Origin of the sequence: Anaerosporomusa subterranea (assembly GCF_001611555.1) — a bacterium.
Classification (GTDB): Bacteria; Bacillota; Negativicutes; order Sporomusales; family Acetonemataceae; genus Anaerosporomusa; species Anaerosporomusa subterranea.
Genome location: NZ_LSGP01000006.1, coordinates 122,754 through 144,894 on the forward strand (window position 1 = coordinate 122,754; position 22,141 = coordinate 144,894).

Genomic DNA, 22,141 nt, shown 5'->3' on the forward strand with positions numbered 1-22,141 from the left:
ACGCTGAGGTTTGAATTAAAGGAGCGGTGCTATGCGTCGTCATTTATCGTATTTGAATATACTTTGTTGCTTGACAGTCTTATTACAACAGCCGATGGCCCTAGCAGGTTCAGCTATTAGTGTTCCGCCAGAAGCTCGGGATACTGCAAATGCAGTTATCGCTGCTGCTCAGAATACTCTCGATGAACAACAAGCGGCGTTGTATAGAGCTGAAGCTAAAACCTATGCCCAAAAAGCTGAAGTTGAAGCAGCCGAGGCGCAACTGCAAGTTATTGCTGCAGAAAAAGCATTGGCCCAACATTCTACTGAAGCGGAAAAAGCAGCAGCCGAAGCTCAGATTACAGTTCAACAGGCGCAAGAAGCGGTTGCCCTTGCTACTGCTTTAAATGAAAAGGCAAAGAATGCTATTGCTGCAGCGGAAGCAGCTTATAAGGTTGCTGATGTTGTTGAGGCTTCATTGCAAGCCGACGAAGCCGCCCTGTTGCAAAAACAATCTATTAAAGCTATTGCCACTCCGACTGTGCGTACTGAAATAGCAGAACAAACTAGCCTTGAAGATACCGATGAATTACTAAAGATGGAAAAAGAAATTAAGACATTAGAAAAAATGCAGAAAGACGCGGATCTTGCGCGGCAAAGAAATATTCCTCTGCTGGAAGCACAAGACGATGCAACGGTTGATTGGTCTGAGGCCGAAGCTGCGCATGCCCACGCCGATCGCTTGAACCAGATTGCCCTAGACGCTGACAAAGCTGCTGAACAAGCTGAACACATTGCCGACAAAAAAACTGCCATCGCCGAAGCGGCTATGTATAAAGCGGCCGAAGCAAAGCAGGCTGTGCTTGATCTTCAGTTAGCAGATAATGATGCCAAAGAAACTGCTGTTCGGGCCAAAAATTATGAAATGCAAACTAAGACAGAGCTGGAGCAGTTGATCTATTCGCAAGAGCACCCTCAGGGTTCGCATTTCTTTGCCGGGGGCATGAATTATTATCGCTGGCATGATAAATTTGGCAATAGCGGTTATCAAATTACACGTCCACTGTATTTTGGCTATTGGCAAAAGGATCTTTCCTATGGCTTGTACACTAACTACATTACTTCACGAAACAACACTGCTGGCGCCAGTGGCCGTGTAAATACCTTATCTGATACAACATTGACATTCTCGAAAAGAAACGAGCAGCCGAATTTCATTGTCGACTATGATTTGAGTATTAACATTCCTACCGGTAAATCCGCGTTGTCCAGACCGGAAAGATATGCGATGATGAACGAAGACTTAGTGGCTGTTAGTCAATTTGGCAAGGGCTGGCAATTTACACCAGGAATTGCTGTCAGTTGGCGAATTGGCGATGAAGATATGTGGACGCTTGGCACAAATTATACGTTTAGCCATTCGTATGATCCTACCAGTGATATAGTGAATGATACGGTCTCACCAGGTAGTGAATGGACAAAGTTCCTCCGTTGGCAGCATGCGGGACAGGATTGGCAGTTTGTTGGTGAACTCATTAACACGACAACCGGTCAGACGAAAATCGCTAACGGTGAGCGGTATGACACAGGCGCTCAATGGGATTATAAGTTAACGTACAATCATAAATTGCCTGATAATCAATCTATCCTGTTTTATTATTGGCGTGAAAACCAGTATACCAACCCGATTGTGCCGTCTGACACGTCCAACGCACTTGCGCATTATTTTGGCACGATGTGGAGCAAAAAATTAGATGAGCAACATGCCTTTCGCGTTACCCTCGATGTCATGAAAACTAACGGCAGCCGCTATGCGGGAATAAATAATGATTTTGTCACCAATGGGAACCCTCAATATACCGACGTAGACGGACGAACTAAATATACTGTTGGTTTAGGCTATGATATCAAAATTAACGCCAAAAGCAATCTTTCGCTTGATCTGCAAACATTCAGAATGAAAGATGGTAAATCAACAGCAGGACAACCAGCAACAACCTATACAGGATTTAACGTGCTTGCAAAATATAATCGGGATTTCTAATTTTAATCCAATGTAAGCGGCCTGCCCATCGGGAATCCCGGGGCAGGCTGGATTTTGTTTGCAAACTGAAGCACTCATTCCGCCGGCTGACTTCTGCATAGCCACCATTTGAAAAAATAGGGTATCACCAGAATGATAAACAGCAACCGGAAGATTTGGTAAGAGGATACCATCGACACATCAGCGTGAATCATTACTGCAGTCAAACCCATTTCGGCGGTTCCTCCCGGCGCCGCGCTGAGAAACGCGGTAGTCAGCGCCACTGGATAAAGAACAGTAAGCATCCATGCAGACAACAGTGAAGACGCTACCATGACCAACCCGCCCAAGACTGCATACAACAGCAATTTTTTTTGCCTGCGCAAACCACCAAAGTCGATATTTTTTCCCATATAAGCTCCCATGCAAAATTGCGACAGGGCGGATAATAGCGGTGGTGTTTGTGGCAAGCTAAGACCGTTCACGCCCAAAATAGCCACACCGACTAGCGGTCCAATCATGAATGGAGTGGGAAAAGACAGGCGCTTGCCTGCTACCGCCCCTCCTAGAGCTGCCAGCACGTATACAGCTGTTATCTGATTAAGACCCATTACCGGCGCCTCGTTTACGGCAACAGGCGGTGCCACCGCTGCCGCGCCGCCCGCCACGGCATGTATCGCTAAAAATGGCACAATAAAAATAACCATTTGCAAACGAAGCGTTTGTAAGACGCTGACAACGGCGAGGTCAGCGTCTTTAAACTCATCACAAATAATGGTCATTTGGGTAAGTCCGCCTGGTGTACTGCCAAGCAGACTGCTGGCCAAACTAATCCCCGTCTGACGCGCAGTAAAATAGGCCAGGCCAAAGCCAAATAACAAGCTCGTACCAGTTACCAGCAGCATGCCGGGGAGCTGCACGATAATCTGCCGCGCCGTTTCGGGAGTAAACCAGGATCCCATCATTGCGCCAAGAACAATCACGCCGCAGTTACGCACTGGCGTCGGCCAGCAGGCTTCTTGTCCAAAGGATTGCCATATCATCACACCGGTTAAAGACCCTAGCATCCAGGGAAGCGGCAGATGCAGGAAATAAAATATTGTGCTGCCGATTAGTGCTGCGAACGCTGTTTTTATCAAAGTATTCGTACGGTCCACTCCCTGCGTTTGTAATTATATACTCTTTTTCTTGGTTGCAGATGAGAACTCCTGCTTCTTAGCCAATCGGGCGGCAGGAGTCAGCCCACTGCCGTAGAAGAGAGTAAGAAATGATATTTTCAATAATTAGGGAGGTAACTGTCTTGATGGAAAGTAAACAAGTCAAAGACTGGGTGGAAAGTAATCTGGACAAATTTATCCATGACCTTGAAACGATTACCAATATCGATTCCGGTAACGGCGATCCGGAAGGAACAGATCAGGTGGCAAAAATAGTCGGCGGTTGGCTTGAAGCCATTGGCGCCAGCATCGAGTATCGCAAAAACGACCGTTCCACCCATACTATCGCTCGCATCAAAGGCAAGGGCTCACTACGCCTGCTCCTGATCGCCCACATTGACACCGTTTTTGCCAAAGGCGAAGCAGCCAGGCGACCGTTTCGCATCGATGAAAACAAGATTGCCTATGGCCCCGGAGTCGGCGATGATAAAGCGACAGTGATTCAAACTATTTATAGTATGAAAGTGCTGAAGGAATTAGGTTTTGACGCCTTTGGCGAAATTATTCTCTATTATAACGGCGAGGAAGAAGGCGGCTCGCCGACAGCAGAAGCGATTGTGGCTGAACTATCCCAACAAGCCGACCTGGCGATTATCATGGATACCGCCCGCCCCAACTGGGGGATTGTCACCCAGCGCAAAGGCAGCGCCAACTATGATATCAAAATCGAAGGCATCGAAGGCCATCATGGCAACTCGTCTCACCACTGCGCTAGCGCGATCATGGAGCTTGGCAACCAGATCAGCCAATTATTCCAAATGGCAAGTTCTCTACCCGCGCACCCTGCAAGTTACACCCGCGAGGCGTTAGAAGAACGCGGTATCCAAGATCATGGACAATTCATCCCTGAAAACACGATCAATGTCGGCGTCATCGGCTCATCAAACCAGAAAATTAATGTCATCCCCAAAGACGCCTTCGCCAAATTGAATGTCCGCTGCTTCAAAGTTGCGGAGCAAGAGCGGCTTGACAGTGAAATCAAAGCCTTGGCGAATAAGACGACCGTACCAGGAACGAAAGTTACAGTAACTGGCGGCATCCAAACCGGCCCGATGGAAAAAACCGCTCAAGTACAGAAACTGGTCGATCTGTATAAGGGGATTGTGAAACGCGAATACAACGCCGACGTCGTCGAATGGATAGCTGGCGGCATCACTGACGGCAACCGCTCAGCCAAATACATCCCCACCATTGACGCCTTAGGTGTTGAAAACTATGACGAACATACTGATCATGAAACTGTTGATCTGAAAACAGCTGTCCCACGCACTGTCGCACTGACACTGTTTATCCAAGTAGTGACTAAGCACTGGCCACTGGCATAGAAGGCTAGTGCCGAACTGTGTAGACAAGGCCCGCGCCTGCTCTTTTTACACCGGTAGAAAGTTCAAACAAGAAGAGGCTGTTTATTTTTGAACAACCTCTTCTTGTTTCTTTTATGTCTGTTTTATGTTTCCTTGCTCACCTTCTTCACCTACTGGCAATACAATATAGTAAAGCGCAATTGTGGCGATCTCGCAAAGGTGGTGATAAAACTGCTTTATCATAGAGCTTCTCAATCTGCCCGTTATCTAGTAGCAGCAGGACTTACGGTCGCAGGTATACTCGCATTATACTTTGGAAAGCCATACGCGACTGGCATCTTCTCAGTTGAAGAATATCTGATGATTCACAGCTTGCTGGAGTTTGTAACAATCTTCGTTTCCTTCACGATTTTCAGTGTTGTTTGGCTGATTCGCGATGGACTGGACGACGATCGCAGCCATTTTATCCTATTTTTAGGCATTAACTTCCTTGCTGTCGGGGTCTTTGATATCTTGCATGCGTTAACCTTTGCAGGAATGCCGGAAATAATAGGCGCTTCTGGTGCTCAGAAAGCAACTTTGTTCTGGCTGTTGGCCCGCTATTGGCTGGCGTTTACATTCGTAGCTGCGTTCTTGTTAAACGGACAGCTTAAGACTAGCCGCCAAGCAACGACTTTCTACCTCACCATGAACATTCTTGCGATCAGCGCATTTTCCACTATAGGCCTTGAATACTCCCACATGACCCCTGCCTTATTTGTTGATGGCCAAGGGATCACCAATCTGAAATTACAGTTGGAATACGGATTAATAGCGCTGCATTGCGTTATTCTACTAATCACCTGGCGAAAATCTAGCGGCATTATGGAAAATGTCTACCTTAGTTTATCCTATTTCGGGATCATGACTATCCTGTCAGAATCAACCTTCACCATGTATACCCAAGTCCATGATGTCTACAACCTGTTTGGCCATATCTACAAGGCTGTCGCGTATTGCTTCCTGTTTAGAGCAGTATATTGGTCAGGTGTCATCAATCATTTTTACACGTTAGGTGAAATGGCGAAGATGAACGCCGAACTGCTGAAAGAAGATATCTCCTTAGAACCAATCATCGAAATTCAGATGAGCAAATTACGCAAAATTCTACCCATCGCCGAACGAATTGCTGTTTACACCCGCAAGAAAGATACTATCTGTCAGGCCAATTATGTTTGGGGCAAATACAGCAATTTTCTTACCGTTGGCCGCGAATTCGACCTCAAGCTGTTTATGGAGAAGATCGGAAACAACATTACTTTAATCAATCATCCAGAAGATGTGCTGGAATGGTTTCAGACTGATGCCGAAAATTCGCAGATTTCATTGGAGATCCCCATTATCTTGAGTAAAGCCAAACAAGTCATGTATATTCCACTTGCAGTAGGCGACCAATATTACGGTCTGATTATCCTCACGATCTTCCGCCGTTTCCGCCGTTTTACCACTAACGATGTCGAGAAAGCTAAGGTGTTTCAACAATTCGCCACTCTTATTATCGCACAAGCAAACAGTCAGGCGACTATTACCCGCCTTTCCTTTGAAGACAGTCTAACCGGACTTCCCAACCGGCGTTTTTACTTCTCTGAACTTGATGCTGTGAAAGAAGCCGCCGACCGTGACGGAACAGCTTTCACGGTTGTCTATCTCGATATGAACGGTCTCAAATATGTCAATGACAATCTCGGCCACAGCGCTGGCGACCAGGCGTTAAAGCTCATCGGCAAGCAACTCAAACAACACATTCAACGTCCTGCTTTCGCCGCCCGCCTTGGTGGAGATGAGTTCGCCGCCGTCTATCCAGGGGTTGACCAGGCAGCAGGTGAGACTATCATTCAGACTCTGCGCGAAAGCTTTGCCGCCATTCAGCTCGAAGGCTATGACCTCACCTTTGCGCTTGCCGCAGGCGGAGCCTCTTATCCGGCAGAGGCTGGCGACTTAGAACTACTAGTTATACTAGCAGATGATCGGATGTATGAGCATAAGCGACTGTTAAAAGCAGCAGAGCGTCTATAAAAAAATCGCTAACCACAGAGTACGCAGAGTACGCAGAGGGAGCCACAGAGGGCTACGGTTTATTATATAAATCCGAGACCCTCCGTGCCCTCAGCGCACCCTCTGTGTACTCTGCGGTTAACGTAATTTGTTCCTTCATTTTTTATAATATTTTCAACTACCTCAGTTTCACCCGTTCCCCCGTCTTGGACGAGTTGTAGATCGCGAGAATGATTTCGAGCGCTTTCAGCCCTTCCTCACCATTGACTAGAGGCTCACGATCCTGGCCAATAGCAGCAAAAATTTCCTCATATTGCGCTTTATGATTGACATACGAGATTGCCGGGGAATTGGTCACCCCATAGGAGACTTTCTCCGGTTGAACATAATCGGCTTCATCCATTCCTTCTACCTTCCACTCGCGGATGTTACCGCCTTCGAGAATGATGGTTCCCTTTTGCCCATGTAGTTCAATCCGTTCTTTATAGCTCGGAAGAATGGCGGTAGAGCCTTCGATTACGCCTAGCGCACCATTTGCAAACTCGACCATGGCAACACCGAGATCTTCACCTTCAATGCTATGAGTAGTAGTCCGCACCATGCCGACCACGCTTTTCACCCCGCCCATCAACCATTGCAGCAGATCGATAGTATGAATTGCCTGATTGATCAACGCGCCGCCACCCTCAATCGCTAGTGTGCCGCGCCAAGCGTTGGCTTGATAGTATTCAGCCGACCGATACCATTTAACATAGGCGTCACCGAGGAGCAGCTTGCCTAATACGCCCGCCTTCAGCGCTTGTTTGACTTGGCAAGCCGCAGGCGTAAAGCGGTTTTGAAAAATGACAGCCAGCTTCACTCCCTGATTACGACAAGCCGCGATCAGCTCATTCGCCCGCTCACTAGTAATATCAATTGGTTTTTCTACAATCACATGTTTTTTAGCCGCAGCCGCCGCAATGCCGAATTCGGCGTGATTGCCTGACGGCAAACAGTTTACGACAACATCGACAGATGGGTCAGCGAGAACATCGGCAAATTGGCTGTAGCAAGCAATCCCATGCCGGTCGGCAAACGCCCGAGCGGAGGACTCAGTCCGCCCCCACACCCCGCAGATATTGGCTGCAGAAACTTCTTTCAACGCGCTGACGTGGACATTGGCGACCAGACCAGCACCAAGTATGGCAACTCCGATAGACATCCGTTTTCCTCCTTGTTTTTCATCTCTTCTCTTTTCACATTTCTGGCGGAATTGCCACTTTCCTGCTAAAGAACAATTCATCGTGAATTATTTCGAGAATGATATAGAAAAGACTTAAGTCTTTTCTATATCATTCTCCAGTCTATGACCTCTAGTGATTTAAATAACCAATAGTTCTTCAAACCGATGGTGAACGGTTGACTAAGAAGTAATCGCCGATCGAAAAATATGGTGATTTCCTTACTCTCCAACCTCAGATAACGTAGTGGTTGCTGTGGTTCGCCCAGTCTCACGGACGGGCCCATATTGAGTCTGCATCAGCCGATTCGCGCCGGCCTGCTCTCTTCGACCACTACACTGCCGCCGCGAGCCTGAATATACTCCACTGCTTGTTCTGTAAGCGTGACTCTATCCACGAAGGCCCCTCCCCTCATCGGCTTTGTCATCACCTCGCCGCATGCAGTATGTGTTCTCTCTCTATTCGCAACTTCCTGCATCCTTTATCGTAGTTTCGCCCTTGGAAAACTTAAAATTCTGATATCACAAAAGGCTATTGACACTGATTCCACTCCCTGCTATAGTATCAATATAAACCGATACGGTAGGCAATGAAGCCTTGGTGAAATAATTCACCAAGGCTTTTTCTGTCTACAGGGACGAAGGCGTCCTAGGGCTTAATTGCTCTGGGGCGCTTTTGGTTTTAAAATTGCCTACTATTTACGAAGGGAAGGGATTAATTATGAAACGTCCTGGTCTACTACTTTTATTCACCGTTCTCTTTACTCTGGTTAGTTCAGTCGCATTTGCTGACGGCTCCTCGCCAGCAGTAACAGTTGATGCTGGGGACACCAGCTTCATTCTGATCAGCGCAGCTTTAGTCATGTTGATGACCCCAGGCCTCGCGCTGTTCTATGGCGGCATGGTCCGCACGAAAAATGCATTAGCCACCATCATGCAAAGCTTTTTCGTTCTCGGACTCATTTCCGTACAATGGGCGCTTTTCGGTTACTCTCTGGCCTTTGGACCAGATATTGGCCATTTGATCGGCAGTCTGGATTGGGTCGGTCTGAATGGCGTCGGCATGGAACCTAATCCAGACTATGCAGCAACTATTCCCCATCTTGCCTTTGTTGCTTTCCAAGGAATGTTCGCTGTTATCACCCCGGCACTCATCACCGGTGCCTTTGCCGAACGCATGCGATTCTCCGCCTTTGTCGTATTCACCTTGGTATGGGCCACCTTTGTTTACGATCCAGTTGCTCACTGGGTCTGGGGAGTCGGCGGCTGGATGCGCGAACTCGGCGTCCTCGACTTCGCTGGCGGCACTGTTGTCCATATTCTCTCAGGCGTTTCCGGTCTGGTAGTCGCGCTATATTTAGGCAAGCGTAAAGGCTATGGCACAGAAAGCATACTGCCTCATCATCTGCCGATGACAGTCCTCGGCGCTTCACTACTCTGGTTTGGTTGGTTCGGATTCAATGCTGGTAGCGCCCTCGGCGCCAATGGCTTAGCCGCCAGCGCTTTCATGACCACTCATCTCGCAGCAGCATCTGCTACCATCTCCTGGGTCGCTGCGGAGTGGATGATTCATGGCAAACCCACGATTCTCGGCGCAGTCAGCGGTTGTGTCGCCGGTTTGGTTGCCATTACTCCCGGAGCCGGTTTTGTTGGCGTCATGCCTGCCATTATCATCGGCCTGATTGGCGGTATCGTCTGCTTTGGTGCTGTTAGCATTGTAAAGGCCAAACTTGGCTATGATGATTCACTGGATGCGTTTGGCGTCCATGGCGTTGGCGGCACCTGGGGTGCACTGGCTACCGGCTTATTCAGTTCAAAAGCGATTAACCCCGCCGGCGCCGATGGGCTGTTCTTTGGCAATCCGGAACAACTGCTGCTTCAATTCTACGGTGCAGCCGCTACCTGGATTGTTGCGATAGTAGCAACCTTGATTATTCTCAAAGGTCTCAGTCTTGTGATGAAACTACGGGTTGAGGAAGAAGCAGAAATACAAGGCCTTGACCTCAGCGAACATGGCGAGCGCGGTTATGCTTACCAAGATCTTGCCTCCGGCTCACCGATCTCATTATCTGCCTTTGCCGCTATGGATGATAGTGTACCCATCCCCAGCGTAGCCCGTAAAGCAGAAGCGTAGGAGGAAGAATGATGCGAAAGATGACTAAAATCGATATTATCACTCGCCCTGGCAAGCTCGAAGAGCTTAAAGAAGCGATGTACGCAATCGGCGTTACCGGCATGACCGTCTCCCAAGTCTTTGGCTGCGGACTGCAAAAAGGACACACTGAAGTCTACCGTGGTCAGGAGTATGCAATCAATCTGCTGCCAAAGATTAAAATTGAAATTGTTGTCTGTGAAGTCCCTGTCGAAGCAGTGCTGGAAGCGGCAAAGAAAGCTTGTCGCACTGGCAAGATCGGCGATGGAAAAATTTTCGTCTATCCAATCGAGAATGCGATCCGCATCCGTACAGGCGAAGAAGGCGACATTGCCATCATGGATCCGGAAGATGTAGAGAAATAAGACAATACTATTCAGGCAACACAAAGTCCTCGCAATCTGCGAGGACTTTGTGTTGTATACTGACTTTTGCAATTGACACAAATTCCATTTACTGGTAGGATTTTCCTAAGGATAAGCGACGAAAACATCCCTTATCCTCGGGAATCCCTAAATGGATATGGAGGTGTCATTGTGTTCGAGGAAAGTAAGAACTCGCCAGGATCAGTCAAAGTCCCTTGGTACGGCTACGCAGCTCTGTTATTTGCCATTCTCTTCTTTTCAGGGCTGTTGACCAAACAGCAAGGACCAATTACCGCATTGGATTTCAATACTATCAACGGCACTTTCGGTACCATGAAAGACACCGCTAAGGCTACTTTCCAAGGGCAGGGCGGTATCGGGGCGCGTGACGGCTTCCTGTTTGCCCTCACACTATTTCCAGCCGTCATGCTGGCGCTGGGAGTCGTGGAAATTGTCGACCACCTGGGCGGCCTAAAAGCTGGGCAGAAGCTATTAACCCCGGTACTAAAGCCCCTTCTGGGCATTCCCGGAATTGCCGGCCTGGCGCTGGTCAGTAGCCTGCAGAGCACCGATGCCGGCGCTAGCATGACCCGCATGCTGAAAGAATCAGGAACGATCACAGAAAGAGAAAAGACGATATTCGCCGCCTTTCAGTTCTCCGCCGGCGGCACAATTACTAACTTCCTCTCTACCGGTGCCGCACTATTTGCAATGTGCACAGTTCCGATCGCCTTGCCGCTGGCACTTATCTTCATCCTGAAATTTTTCGGTGCCAACTTAATGCGCATCTATCTGGGCAAAGTCGATAAGGAGGGGATTTGATATGACGCAAAGAACCTTAGCCGACGTATTTGTTGACGGGGCGCGTAAAGGCTGGAATGTGGGAGTCAATAGCATTCTTCCCAACGTGCTGATGGCATATGTGTTAATCCAAATTTTAAGAGTCACTGGTCTGTTGACCATTATGGGCAATGTATTCGGCCCGGTAATGGCGGTTTTCGGTCTGCCTGGCCAAGCGATCGCCGTACTAATTGGCGCTTGGCTGTCAATGGGCGGCGGCGTCGGTGTAGCAGCATCCCTTTTTGCTAGCAAAGTCCTGACTGCAACCCATGCCACCATCTTGTTGCCTGCTATTTTCTTGATGGGATCTCAGGTTCAATACATGGGACGGCTACTTGGCACAGCTGGCGTACAGAGCCGCTATTACCCCGTCATGTTCGGCATCTGCATACTTAACGCGTGTATCGCTATGATCATCATGCGCTTCTTCGCGTAGTAAGAAAACCGTCGTTGCATATGAGATTCAGCATATAAAGCTGCAAATGGAGGAATCAGTGTCAATGAGTACTCACGAAAACAGTGTTTTAGAAGTATATCAAGTGCTTCACACTATGCCTGAGGTCGGGTTTCAGGAACATAAAACAGCCGCCTATCTGGCTGAAGAATTAAAAGCTGCTGGATTCAGCGTTAAGACAGGCTTGGGAGGCACCGGAGTTGTCGGAACTCTTGACAGCGGCAAGCCTGGTCCAGTCGTTATGCTGCGGGCAGATATGGACGCACTGTCTCATACGGTTGATGGTGCGGAAAAGATCGTTCATTCCTGCGGCCATGACGCACACTCGGCGATGGTACTGACCGCTGCCAAAATTCTGAAGCAGGCAGGGATTCCCTGCGGCCAGCTCAAAATTTTATTTCAGCCAGCCGAAGAAAAGCTGACAGGCGCCTTATCCGTTATCGAGGCTGGCGCCCTTGAAGGAGTCGACATTATATTCGGCATCCATCTCCGCCCGATTCAAGAAGCACGGACCGGGCAAGCCACTCCTGCTCTCTACCATGGCGCATCATACATTGTCGAGGCGGCAATCGAGGGTCTGACCGCCCACGGCGCGAGACCGCATTTGGGCGTCAACGCCATCGACGCAGCAGCCGCAGTTGTCAACGCAGTCAATGCTATCCGCATCAATCCTGTCGTGCCTTGCACTGTCAAGACGACGAAACTGCAGGCAGGCGGCGCAACACTAAACGCAATCCCCGACCTAGCGGAAATGGCGTTTGACCTGAGAGCCCAACAGAATGACGTAATGGATGAATTGATTGCTAAAGTAACCAAAGCGGTCGAAAACGCGGCAGTCAGTGTAGGCGCCAAAGGAACCGTCAAGGTTAAAGGCGGCGTCCCAGCAGCTGAATACAATGATAGCATGGTCGCCACCGCCCGTAGTGCAATCAATTCCGTTTTAGGCCCCGTAGGAGTGCTCGCCCCCATCGTCTCCCCCGGCGGTGAAGACTTCCACTTCTTCGTCAAGAAATATCCCCGGCTCAAAGCCGGCTATATTGGCCTCGGCTGCGACCTAAAGCCCGGCCTGCACCACCCTGCCATGTCATTTGATCTAAGCGCATTGCCGAACGGTGTGAAGATACTTGTGGAAGTAGTTAATCGCGCATATAAAGAATAATTAGCGAGAAGGAAGCCCCACTGCGCTGGCAGCGGGGCTTCCTTCTCTTCTCTTGTTAACTTTGTACGTCTGTGCCACCGCGCCAGAGCTGATTCGAAAAGCTTTATCAGCGTTGGCGATAATGCTAACGTGTGCAAGCTTACGCTTGATACAATGCTGTTAGCACCAAGCGAAAGTTAAAATTTTTGTTTCCACAATATCTGCACCTGCTCATTATTTGAACGGCGGATATGTAGACTTTCATTCGCTTGCTCCAACTGGATTCTAAGTTCTTTATTCTCTACTATTACACCAGGGATGATTTCCCTAGGTTTTGCCTTTCGCAGAGTAAGATTATTGTCAGTCGGTGACTGTTGCTCCATTAACTGATCTTTCTGGAGTGGAGTTCGCTCAGTATGTCCTCGCGGTTCTTCCTCCGGTTCTTCCTCTTTTCCGACCAGAGCAGGGGTATCCTGTTGTTGCTGCTCTTTCTGTTGCACTGACGGCACAGGTCCCTCAACTGGCGGAGGAAAAACAGGCTTCGTTTGATACGTAGTTGTACGAAAGGCAACAGCGGCGCTCACCAACAGCAATACGATTAAACCAAGTATCAGCAGCCGTCTATTCATGGGCAAACCTCCAGGATCTATGCTGATGTCTCAATTCTCCAAAGAGTTGCCCAATCCCTGCGAGACAAAATTCCTTTTAACAGGCATATATTGGCTCCGAAAAGCGCTTCAACAGTATGCTTCGCCCCTTCTCGCGATCCCCTCGCAAACTTTACGGTTTGATACGTCGACCTGTTTCGTTACTCTTATTTCGCTTTGTCCAAGGCTGAAACGTATTGATTTTATCTAGCAAAACCGTCGCGTTGCCGTCAAATAGTATCGCGCGGTCGTCGACAAGCACTTTAGCAGGCGGCTTTTCGTCGGTAACATCGTCGACTGCAATATCATATTTATCTAACCAGGCACGAATGGCTTCAATTCCCCCCGGTTGATAGCAGCGGGAAGAAACAACTACCACGCGATAGTAATGACGTATCTGGGCAATTGCTTCCCGTATGCCCTCGACCGGGGGATCTGGCGTATTGTCTGCACCTGTCCAGCCGCTGACATAGCTATTGATGACTCCGTCAAAATCGAAAATTACGGTTGGTTTCTTGCGAACCAAACTACATCCCTCCAAAATAGTTGGCACCCTTTATTTGATTAGCGTCTCCGCATCAAGATCAAGTCATGCTGACAAATAAGAAAGATCGCTGCGAACATAAAGAAAGTACGATGAACACTAGTGGCACTAGCGATACACGAGCGACACAAAAGTTTCGTTATCGTTGTAGTGGCGCTCGTGTCGTCTCGTGGCACTAGTGTTCCGCCCCCTACGCTACAAAAGTTACTTTTTCTTTATAGATTTATCAATGAATTGTCAGCGTTGGGACAAACTAATACCAGGAGGTGATGCGGTTGCCAGAAAAAGCGACTACCGAGGCTGAGAATAGCCAATTTACGAATCAGTTCGCCAAAATCTCAGAAAAGGAGGATAGCCAGGGTCCTTGGGAGCACGAACAGCCGCTAACGCCCAGACCGAAATCTTTTTCTATCAACGAACCTGATATGATGGGTGGGTAAATCTTGAGAAGCAGCCAAGCGGAGGTGACCAGATGACGCAGAAAACTAACAATGACACCAGCAAAAAGCAGTCTCTCCACGTAACATCCTTTGATGGTCCAGATATCCAGAGCTCGTATGACGCAGAATTCGACTTTCTATACAGCCCTGTTCCGGTTGGTGAGTATCCAGAAGCTACTGCTGCAGACATGCACAATAAGACCACAGCAGCAGCAAAGAATCAACTTAAATAAATAAAAGAGCGGGAACCCGCTCTTTTATTGTTTTTATATTTATATAATGTTCGGTTTAAACCAGCTATAGACAGCAGAGGACTTGTTGCCAGTCCCCGGTCAGCTCCTCCTACACCTAACCTTCAACCTTTATTGTTGGTTTCGCAATTCATATCAACCAAAGCCATCAGAGCCATTACATATCCCTTAAATCCCAACCCCATTATTTGACCAACGCAGGCGGGGGCGGTGACTGAGCGATGGCGGAACTCTTCTCTGGCATGGGTATTGGAGATGTGCACCTCGATTGCCGGGATAGGAATTGCCTTGAGCGCATCATAGATCGCAATACTGTAATGCGTATACGCAGCCGGATTGATGATAATACCGTCATATCTACCATAGGCGTTTTGTATGGCGTCAACGATTTCACCTTCGCAGTTTGACTGAAAACAATCCACAGCAACTTTCAGTCTTTTGCCTTCTTCCTGTACCAGAGCAATCAGCTCAGAATAGCTTCTCGCCCCGTAGATCCCCGGTTCGCGAATCCCCAAAAAGTTGATGTTCGGTCCGTTAATTAGCAGAATGTTCATTAGTTGCTCCTCCTTTTTAAATCCTCAAATATGCTATCTAACACTCGCTCCAGCGAGTACTTATTGAGTACTTGGCAATGGGCATAACGCTCGTATAGCGGTTTTCTTGCTTCATATAGACTATACAGCTTCCCTTTATCACCGTTAAGCAACGGTCTGCCGGTCAAATTAGAAGTGGCAATGATTTCAATTGGCCGGTCAAGATAAATCAGTCGGCCAGTAGCTTCTAAAAGAGCCATGTTTTCCGGACGGGTTACGGCGCCGCCACCAGTTGCAATAACTACCCGTCGCCTGCGACTAAACTCGCGAATTGCTTCTGTCTCCAGCCGTCGGAATGCTTCCTCGCCTTCCAGGCGGAAAATTTCCGAGATAGATCTCCCTGCTCGTTGCTCAATATAAGGATCAGTATCACAAAACTCCCAGCCCAACCGATCGGCTGCCAATCGGCCAAATGTACTCTTACCGCTTCCCGGCATACCGATAAAGACCAAATTGTGAGTGTGTTCCGGCAAGTCGGATAAAAATTCGCATACCGGTTCCAGCAGTTCCTCAGCAATGCTGCGTCCTTGCCAGATCTCCTCGGCGGCTACGGCTTGAGCCGCTAGCATGGTCAGCCCGTTTACCGCATAAATTCCTTGTTCGCGTCCTTCTCGCATCAGCCGTGTTTCCAGCGGATTGTAAATCAGATCAATGATTACGCCGAAACGTGTTAGCAAAGCTTTGGCCAGCGGCGTCTCATGGATATGCGGATACATGCCCACCGGGGTCGCATTGACCAAAATATCTGTGTGCGTTAGATTCGTGAGGTCATTGTAGGACAAGACATCAAAACGTCCTGCACCTGCGGGGCGGCGACTAACCAACTTCACGTTAGCCGCGCCGTGATCACTCAACCAGCAAGCCGCCGTACGGGCTGCGCCGCCTGTGCCAAGTATAACCGCCGTTTTCCCTGCCGCTTCGATTCCATGCTGTTTCAGCATCAAGCCAAACCCTGCATAGTCGGTATTATAGCCGATGGTACGACCATTTCTGAATAGAACGGTATTCACTGCGCCAAGTGCACGCGCCTCATCAGTCAGCTCATCAAGTAAAGGGATAATTTTCATCTTGTAAGGAATTGTGACATTGACTCCGCCCGATCCCAACAGTATCAGCCCATATAACGCGTCAGCCAATTTATCAGGAGGCACAGGGAACAAAGAATACGACGCTTCAATGTTCAGCTGTCGAAAAAGGAAACCATGAATCTCCGGAGAGATACTGTGTGAAAGTGTTTCCCCTAGCAAACCGTAAAATCTCATCATCGATACCTCCTAGCTTATAGAAAAGCGTCTGCCACATCATTTAACCTAATTCGAATCACGTCTGCCTGACCAAGCGCCCGAAGCACAACAAGCTGTAATCCGTCTGTTGCGTTCTTTTTATCTAGCGTCATAGCGTTAAACAACGCTGTTCGATCCCAACCCTCAGTCTCAATCGGCAGCCCCTGCCCTATGAGCGCTTCACGCAGCCTGGCAGCAGTTCCTGGTTGGCTTAGGCCGAGCATTTCGCTACGCTCAGTGATTTTGGCCATGCCAATGGCGACTGCCTCGCCGTGAGTATAGGTTTGATAACGATAAACCTGTTCAATTGCATGGCCGATACTGTGGCCAAAGTTTAAAATCATCCGTCTGCCAATGTCTTTTTCATCTTCTTCCACCACATCCCGCTTGATGCGGCAACAGGCCGCAATCACACGATCTGCCTGACTTAAGAACTCCTCTCGGCTGCGGCAATCCACCAACTGCTCAAACAAATTCCAGTCGGCGATCGCGCCATACTTGATCGTCTCCGCCATCCCATCGCGCAACGTCCGCTGGGGTAAACTGCGGAGAAGTTCCGGATCGATAAGCACCACCGCAGGCTGGTAGAAGGCGCCAACCAAATTCTTGCCCTGCGGCAGATTGATCGCTGTCTTACCGCCCACGCTGCTATCTATCTGCGCTAACAAAGTAGTTGGAATTTGCACATAGGCTATGCCGCGCAGATATGTCGCCGCCGCGAACCCTGTCAAATCGCCCACTACTCCACCGCCAAAAGCGATCACGAGATCTGAGCGAGTCAGCTTAGCCTCTAAAAACGAACTATATAGTTTTTCCAGCATGGCAAGCGACTTACTGGTTTCACCAGGCGGGATAATGAATTTCGCAACTTGAAAACCAGCCGCCGTTAGATTCATAACAAGGCGTTCTCCGTACAGACCATCGACAGTTTCATCTGTCACTATAACAACCTTTTTACTGGCTGTCACTTGACAGAGCAGTTTATCCGCCTGACACAGCAGCCCGTTTGCAATGCATATGTCATAAGAGACATCTGGCAACTTAACCGTGATTTTCTCCACTATAACCTCTCCCTACTTCAAATAACACGCCGTTCAATGCGAGCCAGTTCCCTGAGTGATTGCATTAAAACCGCGAAGCGCTCTGGCTTGATAGACTGTGCGCCATCGCATTTTGCATTAGTGGGATCATTGTGAACTTCGATCATCACACCATCTGCACCGACGGCAATTGCCGCCTTTGACAACGCTTCCACCATCCACCACATTCCTGCAGCATGGCTGGGATCAACCACGACCGGCAAATGGCTTAACCGTTTCAGAGCCAGCACGGCGCTTAAATCGAGCGTATTGCGGGTATAGGTTTCAAATGTGCGAATACCTCGTTCACAAAGGATGACATTCTCGTTTCCTTCTGCCATGATGTATTCGGCAGACATCAATAATTCCTCAATGGTGGCGCTGAGGCCGCGTTTCAGCAGCACGGGTTTGCTTGTCTTGCCTACTTCCTTTAGCAGGTCAAAGTTTTGCATATTCCTTGCCCCGATTTGGATGACGTCCACCGTCTCCACAAACTGTTCAAGCATTTGGATAGACATCAGCTCAGACACAATCGGCAGTCCAGTTTCCTGTCGGGCAATCTTCAGCAGTTCGAGCCCTTCTTCACGCATGCCCTGAAAACTGTAGGGAGAAGTGCGAGGCTTGAATGCGCCGCCGCGCAGCAGGGTCGCTCCGGATTCCTTAACTTGCCTGGCAATGCCGACAATTTGTGCTTCACTTTCCACCGAACAGGGCCCGGCAATAACGGCCAGCCGCTCGCCGCCGACTTCGGCGCCTTCGATAGAGATGACAGTGTTTTCCGGATGAAACATCCGGTTCGCTTTTTTATACGGTTCCTGAACTGATAAGACTTTATCCACATACGTTTTGTTCAATAGACGGTCTCTATCCAAGCGTCCGGTGTCACCTACCACGCCAAAGACCAGAATAAATTTTCCCTGAATAGGCCAGATAGAACAAGCTTCCTTCTCTACCTCTGCCTTTAATTCTTCAATCTGCGCCTGAGTTGCTGAGGGGTGCAGGACAATTACCATTAGTTTTTCCTCCTTTTTTTAGAAAAAAAATGAGACTCATTTGAGTCTCATTCCGAACGCGTAGTTTTAGTCTTCGTTCAGATCATTCGGCTCATTGGCAGCGGTACTATGCACTTTCTCCAAGGGAAATAGCCCACGCTATAAAAATAGCCCAGGCTAAAGCTAAAAAAGTATACGACTTGCTTTTGTAAGGTAGTAGTTGAAATGATCATAACATCCTCCACCATCCAGTCCTCTGCCTAAATTGCCGTAAGAATAGTCTCAACAACTCTATCGAGGGGCTGCACATTCGCAACCCTGCAGTTGGCATATTGTTCGTATAACGGCTTACGCTGATCAAACAAGACATATAGTCTGCGGCTGTCGCCAGCTAGCAGCGGCCGATCGTGCAAATTGCAGGCTGCGATCACGTCAAGCGGCCGGTCCAAATAGATCAACCGGCCTGTTGCAGCCAGCATCGCCATATTCTCTGGTCGGGTGACGGCGCCGCCGCCGGTAGCGATGACTACCCGCCGCCTTTGGCAGCACTCGCGGATGGTTTCTGTTTCCAGACACCGGAAGGCTTCTTCACCATCGGTATGGAAAATCTCGCTAACCTTCCGTCCGGTTCGCTGCTCGATAAGCGGGTCAGTATCGTAGAATTCCCAACCCAGACGTTCTGCAGTCAAACGGCCTAGAGTGCTCTTGCCACTGCCTGGCATCCCGATGAAAACGACATTTTGCTTTTCAACCAATCGTTCTTGCATTTGCATACTACTTTCCTCCTACTATCCTACTATCCTACTATCCTACTATTCTACAATCCTACAACATATCCCAAATAGCTAATCCAATCACCGCTTCAACAACCGGCACTGCCCGGGGAACGATACATGGGTCATGGCGTCCTTTTATCACTAAAACTTCGGTATCGCCATTGGCATTAAGCGTATTTTGCTGTCTGGCAATTGATGGTGTCGGCTTAAACGCTGCTCGCAGCAGCAGCGGCATCCCACTGGTGATACCGCCCAAGATACCGCCGTTGTTATTAGTGGCAGTCTGTATCTTGTCAGCATGTTTAACAAAGCTATCATTTGCCTGGTGGCCGCGCATACCGGCCAATGCAAAACCTGCACCAAACTCCACGCCTTTGACTGCCGGAATCGAGAATAACAAATGCGCCAATACGCTTTCTACAGAATCAAAAAATGGGTCTCCCATTCCAGCCGGCAGCCCGATGACAGCTGCCTCGATCACTCCGCCTACTGAATCGTCTTGCTCTCTGGCTGAGTGAATGGCCTGACGCATACTAGCCGCAGCCTCTAGGTCAAGAGTGGGAAAACCAGACTTGCCTAACTCGGCGAGCGTAGTTTCAGAGATAGCAACTGGATCAAAGGCTGTATCTTTTACATCACCGATTTGCGCGATATGCGCCCCGATGCTAATACCTGCAGCTGTCAGCAATTGCTTGGCGATAGCCCCTGCGAATACCAGCGGTGCAGTCAGGCGACCGGAGAAGTGGCCGCCTCCGCGCGGGTCATTGTGTCCGCCATATTTGATAAACCCTGTGTAGTCGGCGTGCCCTGGCCGGAATACACGCGGCTCAGCAGCATAATCGGCAGAACGAGTATCACTGTTTTTTATCATTGCACAAAGCGGTGAGCCGTCTGTCCGTCCCTGGTATAAGCCGCTGATGATACTCACTGCATCAGTCTCAGTCCTAGGGGTTGTCAAGTCGCTCTGACCAGGGGCTCGCCGCGCCATTTCTCGCTGTATCAAAGTTTGGTCCAACATAACGCCGGCAGGCAGTCCGTCAATCACTATGCCGATTCCCACGCCATGGCTCTCGCCAAAAATCGTATAGCGAACTTTTCTACCCCATACTGCGCTCATTGACCATCCCTCCTAAACTGACAAAATCCTGCCAGAATCCTGGATATGATTTCTTAACACACTCAGCGCCGTGAATCAGAACCGGCTGTTTACAGCGGATAGAAGCAATCGCTAAGGCCATCGCAATGCGGTGATCCTGCCAACTATCAACCTCACCGCCATCAAGCTGAGGCTTGCCTTGAATAACGAGGGAATCTCCGTCTTCTCTGATGTCTGCACCGAGCTTGCTTAACTCACGAGCAGTAGAGGCCAGACGATCAGATTCCTTGATTCGCAAGCGTCCGGCCCGGATAATACGGGTTTCGCCTTTGCTAAGGCTTGCCAAGACAGCCAGCACCGGGACTAAATCCGGGCAATCGGCTGCATCAATGACGGTACCGTGAGTAGCTGTTGGTGACGCTGTAAGGACCCCATCGACAAATCGGATTGAGCCGCCGGCGGTGTTTATCAAGCTGGCGATCACCTTATCGCCTTGCAAAGAGGCCTCTGACAAGCTACAGCAATTCACCACTTCACCCCCGATCGTACCGGCTACCAACCAAAACGCTGCCTGTGAAAAGTCTCCCTCAACCGTATAGTCACGCGGTTTATACGTCTGGCCACCGCGGATATAAAACTCCCGGTACTCGCAATGGCTAGTCGTTACTCCAAACTTGGCCAGAGCCGACAGGGTCAGGTCGACATAGCCCTTCGACTCTAACGGAGTAGTTATATTGATGGTGGAGTTTCCCGGCAAAAGCGGCAGGGCGAACAGCAAGCCGGACAGGAACTGGGAACTGACATCACCACGCAAGTTAAACTGGCCAGACTTCAGTCGCCCCTGCACAGTTACCGGGAGGCCGCCGCCACTTTCCCAACCGAGTCCTTGCTGCCGACAGATATCCGCGTATTCAGTAATCGGACGCTCGGCCAATCTGCCGCGGCCGGTGAAAGTCACCCTCTGATTCCCGAGCAGCGCTAACGGAATGAGAAACCGCAAGGTTGAACCAGACTCGCCGCAATCAATACTTGTTTCAGCGGGATTAACGCCGCCAGCTCCGGTAATTACCAGCCTGTCATCGTCAATGCGGATAACCGCACCCATTGCCCGCATGCCTTGAATTGTCACATTGATATCATCAGAGAGAGTAGCTCCCTCGACGATTGATGTCCCTTGCGCCAACCCGGCGCAGATCACAGCCCGATGGCCCATGCTCTTCGAAGCCGGAACCGTTACATTCCCCTGTAGTTTCGCCGGAGTAATCAATACATCAGCCATCTCTATTGCCTCCATATTATGCCGTATATAAGCAGCAACCCTCTGTGACCACTCTGCGACCTCTGCGTACTCTGTGGTTAATTGTAACGCTCTCCATATCCCTCGACAACCTCTTTAGGCTCAATCTTTGGTAAAAAAAATAAGACTCATATGAGTCTTATCAAGCTCGAAACGTTCAATTTTCGCTTCGGTCAGCTTATTCGGCTCATCGCCAGTGTTGCTATACACTTTTTCATATAGAAGTAACCCACGCTATAAAAATAGCCCAGGCTAAAGCTAAAAAAGTATGAGCATTGCCACTGTAAACCGATAGTTGAAGCCGCCATAATGACCTCCGCTGTGTTACACAGATTGATAGAATTGTTTTCATTATACCCAGACTGTTGTTTAGTGTCAATAGCATCAGAATAAAAAATGTATAAAGTGATCAATAATG

The 22,141-nt window shown here is 49.1% G+C and carries 21 protein-coding genes; 10 read left to right on the forward strand and 11 right to left on the reverse strand.

Annotated elements, in window-relative coordinates; genetic code table 11:
• The first annotated feature begins 31 nt into the window (after positions 1-31).
• Positions 32-2,023, forward strand: a complete 1,992-nt coding sequence (locus AXX12_RS02700) for a coiled-coil domain-containing protein (RefSeq protein ID WP_066237784.1) — start codon at positions 32-34, stop codon at positions 2,021-2,023.
• Between the two features lie 74 nt (positions 2,024-2,097).
• Here the strand turns inward: AXX12_RS02700 and AXX12_RS02705 are convergent, their stop codons facing one another.
• Positions 2,098-3,159, reverse strand: coding sequence for an AbrB family transcriptional regulator (locus AXX12_RS02705; protein ID WP_082816673.1), 1,062 nt, complete (start codon positions 3,157-3,159; stop codon positions 2,098-2,100).
• Positions 3,160-3,305: 146 nt separating this feature from the next.
• Between AXX12_RS02705 and AXX12_RS02710 the strand changes: the two genes are divergently transcribed.
• Entirely contained in the window at positions 3,306-4,544 is a 1,239-nt protein-coding gene (locus tag AXX12_RS02710) for a M20/M25/M40 family metallo-hydrolase (RefSeq protein WP_066237789.1), read from the forward strand.
• Positions 4,545-4,631: 87 nt separating this feature from the next.
• A complete protein-coding gene (locus AXX12_RS02715) occupies positions 4,632-6,578 on the forward strand; it encodes a sensor domain-containing diguanylate cyclase (RefSeq protein ID WP_066237792.1) in 1,947 nt (648 codons plus the stop codon).
• Between the two features lie 157 nt (positions 6,579-6,735).
• On the opposite strand, the gene AXX12_RS02720 is transcribed toward AXX12_RS02715, so the two are convergent.
• Complete coding sequence (locus tag AXX12_RS02720) at positions 6,736-7,758, reverse strand: Gfo/Idh/MocA family protein (RefSeq protein WP_066237797.1); 1,023 nt, start codon at positions 7,756-7,758, stop codon at positions 6,736-6,738.
• Positions 7,759-8,497: 739 nt separating this feature from the next.
• On the opposite strand from AXX12_RS02720, the gene AXX12_RS02725 reads away from it, so the two are divergent.
• The 5 genes from AXX12_RS02725 (at position 8,498) to AXX12_RS02745 (ending at position 12,746) form a co-directional block, all read left to right on the forward strand.
• A complete protein-coding gene (locus AXX12_RS02725) occupies positions 8,498-9,910 on the forward strand; it encodes an ammonium transporter (protein ID WP_066237800.1) in 1,413 nt (470 codons plus the stop codon).
• An 11-nt stretch (positions 9,911-9,921) separates the two neighbouring features.
• On the forward strand, positions 9,922-10,293 hold the full coding sequence (locus tag AXX12_RS02730; protein WP_066237803.1) for a P-II family nitrogen regulator: 372 nt from the start codon (positions 9,922-9,924) through the stop codon (positions 10,291-10,293).
• Positions 10,294-10,464: 171 nt separating this feature from the next.
• The gene (locus tag AXX12_RS02735; RefSeq protein ID WP_066237806.1) at positions 10,465-11,115 is read left to right on the forward strand and encodes a nucleoside recognition domain-containing protein; all 651 of its coding nucleotides are present in this window, start codon (positions 10,465-10,467) and stop codon (positions 11,113-11,115) included.
• Position 11,116: 1 nt separating this feature from the next.
• Positions 11,117-11,569 (forward strand): YjiG family protein, encoded by a 453-nt coding sequence (locus AXX12_RS02740; protein ID WP_066237811.1) that lies wholly within the window; start codon positions 11,117-11,119, stop codon positions 11,567-11,569.
• Between the two features lie 64 nt (positions 11,570-11,633).
• Positions 11,634-12,746 (forward strand): amidohydrolase, encoded by a 1,113-nt coding sequence (locus AXX12_RS02745; protein ID WP_066237814.1) that lies wholly within the window; start codon positions 11,634-11,636, stop codon positions 12,744-12,746.
• A gap of 176 nt (positions 12,747-12,922) precedes the next feature.
• Here the strand turns inward: AXX12_RS02745 and AXX12_RS02750 are convergent, their stop codons facing one another.
• Positions 12,923-13,354: a hypothetical protein gene (locus AXX12_RS02750; RefSeq protein ID WP_066237817.1), complete on the reverse strand. Its 432-nt coding sequence runs from the start codon at positions 13,352-13,354 to the stop codon at positions 12,923-12,925.
• A gap of 151 nt (positions 13,355-13,505) precedes the next feature.
• Positions 13,506-13,898: an HAD family hydrolase gene (locus AXX12_RS02755; protein WP_066237821.1), complete on the reverse strand. Its 393-nt coding sequence runs from the start codon at positions 13,896-13,898 to the stop codon at positions 13,506-13,508.
• A gap of 293 nt (positions 13,899-14,191) precedes the next feature.
• On the opposite strand from AXX12_RS02755, the gene AXX12_RS19145 reads away from it, so the two are divergent.
• Both AXX12_RS19145 and AXX12_RS02760 read left to right on the forward strand, forming a co-directional pair.
• A complete protein-coding gene (locus tag AXX12_RS19145) occupies positions 14,192-14,356 on the forward strand; it encodes a hypothetical protein (RefSeq protein WP_156478574.1) in 165 nt (54 codons plus the stop codon).
• Positions 14,357-14,388: 32 nt separating this feature from the next.
• Entirely contained in the window at positions 14,389-14,589 is a 201-nt protein-coding gene (locus AXX12_RS02760; RefSeq protein WP_066237824.1) for a hypothetical protein, read from the forward strand.
• 122 nt (positions 14,590-14,711) lie between these two features.
• Here AXX12_RS02760 and aroQ read toward each other — a convergent pair whose 3' ends face one another.
• From aroQ to aroA, 7 genes are all read right to left on the reverse strand, one after another.
• Positions 14,712-15,161: a type II 3-dehydroquinate dehydratase gene (gene aroQ / locus AXX12_RS02765; protein WP_066237826.1), complete on the reverse strand. Its 450-nt coding sequence runs from the start codon at positions 15,159-15,161 to the stop codon at positions 14,712-14,714.
• Positions 15,161-16,465 (reverse strand): shikimate kinase, encoded by a 1,305-nt coding sequence (locus tag AXX12_RS02770; RefSeq protein ID WP_082816676.1) that lies wholly within the window; start codon positions 16,463-16,465, stop codon positions 15,161-15,163. Before AXX12_RS02770 ends, aroQ begins: the two co-directional genes overlap by 1 nt.
• A 14-nt stretch (positions 16,466-16,479) precedes the next feature.
• Entirely contained in the window at positions 16,480-17,544 is a 1,065-nt protein-coding gene (gene aroB, locus AXX12_RS02775; RefSeq protein ID WP_082816677.1) for a 3-dehydroquinate synthase, read from the reverse strand.
• 17 nt (positions 17,545-17,561) lie between these two features.
• Positions 17,562-18,575, reverse strand: a complete 1,014-nt coding sequence (gene aroF, locus AXX12_RS02780; RefSeq protein WP_066237837.1) for a 3-deoxy-7-phosphoheptulonate synthase — start codon at positions 18,573-18,575, stop codon at positions 17,562-17,564.
• 239 nt (positions 18,576-18,814) lie between these two features.
• On the reverse strand, positions 18,815-19,327 hold the full coding sequence (locus AXX12_RS02785) for a shikimate kinase (protein ID WP_082816678.1): 513 nt from the start codon (positions 19,325-19,327) through the stop codon (positions 18,815-18,817).
• 52 nt (positions 19,328-19,379) lie between these two features.
• The gene (gene aroC, locus AXX12_RS02790) at positions 19,380-20,447 is read right to left on the reverse strand and encodes a chorismate synthase (protein ID WP_066237840.1); all 1,068 of its coding nucleotides are present in this window, start codon (positions 20,445-20,447) and stop codon (positions 19,380-19,382) included.
• Positions 20,428-21,705: a 3-phosphoshikimate 1-carboxyvinyltransferase gene (aroA, locus tag AXX12_RS02795; protein WP_066237843.1), complete on the reverse strand. Its 1,278-nt coding sequence runs from the start codon at positions 21,703-21,705 to the stop codon at positions 20,428-20,430. The genes aroC and aroA overlap by 20 nt, the downstream gene beginning before the upstream one ends.
• Positions 21,706-22,141: the final 436 nt, after the last annotated feature.

What these genes read in the sequence shown, in the direction of transcription:
- AXX12_RS02760 (WP_066237824.1), top strand. Translation starts at nt 14,389, where the DNA reads ATGACGCAGAAAACTAACAATGACACCAGCAAAAAGCAGTCTCTCCAC.
- AXX12_RS02730 (WP_066237803.1), top strand. Translation starts at nt 9,922, where the DNA reads ATGCGAAAGATGACTAAAATCGATATTATCACTCGCCCTGGCAAGCTC.
- AXX12_RS02750 (WP_066237817.1), bottom strand. Translation starts at nt 13,354, where the DNA reads ATGAATAGACGGCTGCTGATACTTGGTTTAATCGTATTGCTGTTGGTG.
- AXX12_RS02710 (WP_066237789.1), top strand. Translation starts at nt 3,306, where the DNA reads ATGGAAAGTAAACAAGTCAAAGACTGGGTGGAAAGTAATCTGGACAAA.
- AXX12_RS02740 (WP_066237811.1), top strand. Translation starts at nt 11,117, where the DNA reads ATGACGCAAAGAACCTTAGCCGACGTATTTGTTGACGGGGCGCGTAAA.
- AXX12_RS02720 (WP_066237797.1), bottom strand. Translation starts at nt 7,758, where the DNA reads ATGTCTATCGGAGTTGCCATACTTGGTGCTGGTCTGGTCGCCAATGTC.
- aroC (WP_066237840.1), bottom strand. Translation starts at nt 20,447, where the DNA reads ATGAGCGCAGTATGGGGTAGAAAAGTTCGCTATACGATTTTTGGCGAG.
- AXX12_RS02700 (WP_066237784.1), top strand. Translation starts at nt 32, where the DNA reads ATGCGTCGTCATTTATCGTATTTGAATATACTTTGTTGCTTGACAGTC.
- aroA (WP_066237843.1), bottom strand. Translation starts at nt 21,705, where the DNA reads ATGGCTGATGTATTGATTACTCCGGCGAAACTACAGGGGAATGTAACG.
- AXX12_RS02785 (WP_082816678.1), bottom strand. Translation starts at nt 19,327, where the DNA reads ATGCAAATGCAAGAACGATTGGTTGAAAAGCAAAATGTCGTTTTCATC.
- AXX12_RS02745 (WP_066237814.1), top strand. Translation starts at nt 11,634, where the DNA reads ATGAGTACTCACGAAAACAGTGTTTTAGAAGTATATCAAGTGCTTCAC.
- AXX12_RS02725 (WP_066237800.1), top strand. Translation starts at nt 8,498, where the DNA reads ATGAAACGTCCTGGTCTACTACTTTTATTCACCGTTCTCTTTACTCTG.
- aroF (WP_066237837.1), bottom strand. Translation starts at nt 18,575, where the DNA reads ATGGTAATTGTCCTGCACCCCTCAGCAACTCAGGCGCAGATTGAAGAA.
- aroQ (WP_066237826.1), bottom strand. Translation starts at nt 15,161, where the DNA reads ATGAACATTCTGCTAATTAACGGACCGAACATCAACTTTTTGGGGATT.
- AXX12_RS02770 (WP_082816676.1), bottom strand. Translation starts at nt 16,465, where the DNA reads ATGATGAGATTTTACGGTTTGCTAGGGGAAACACTTTCACACAGTATC.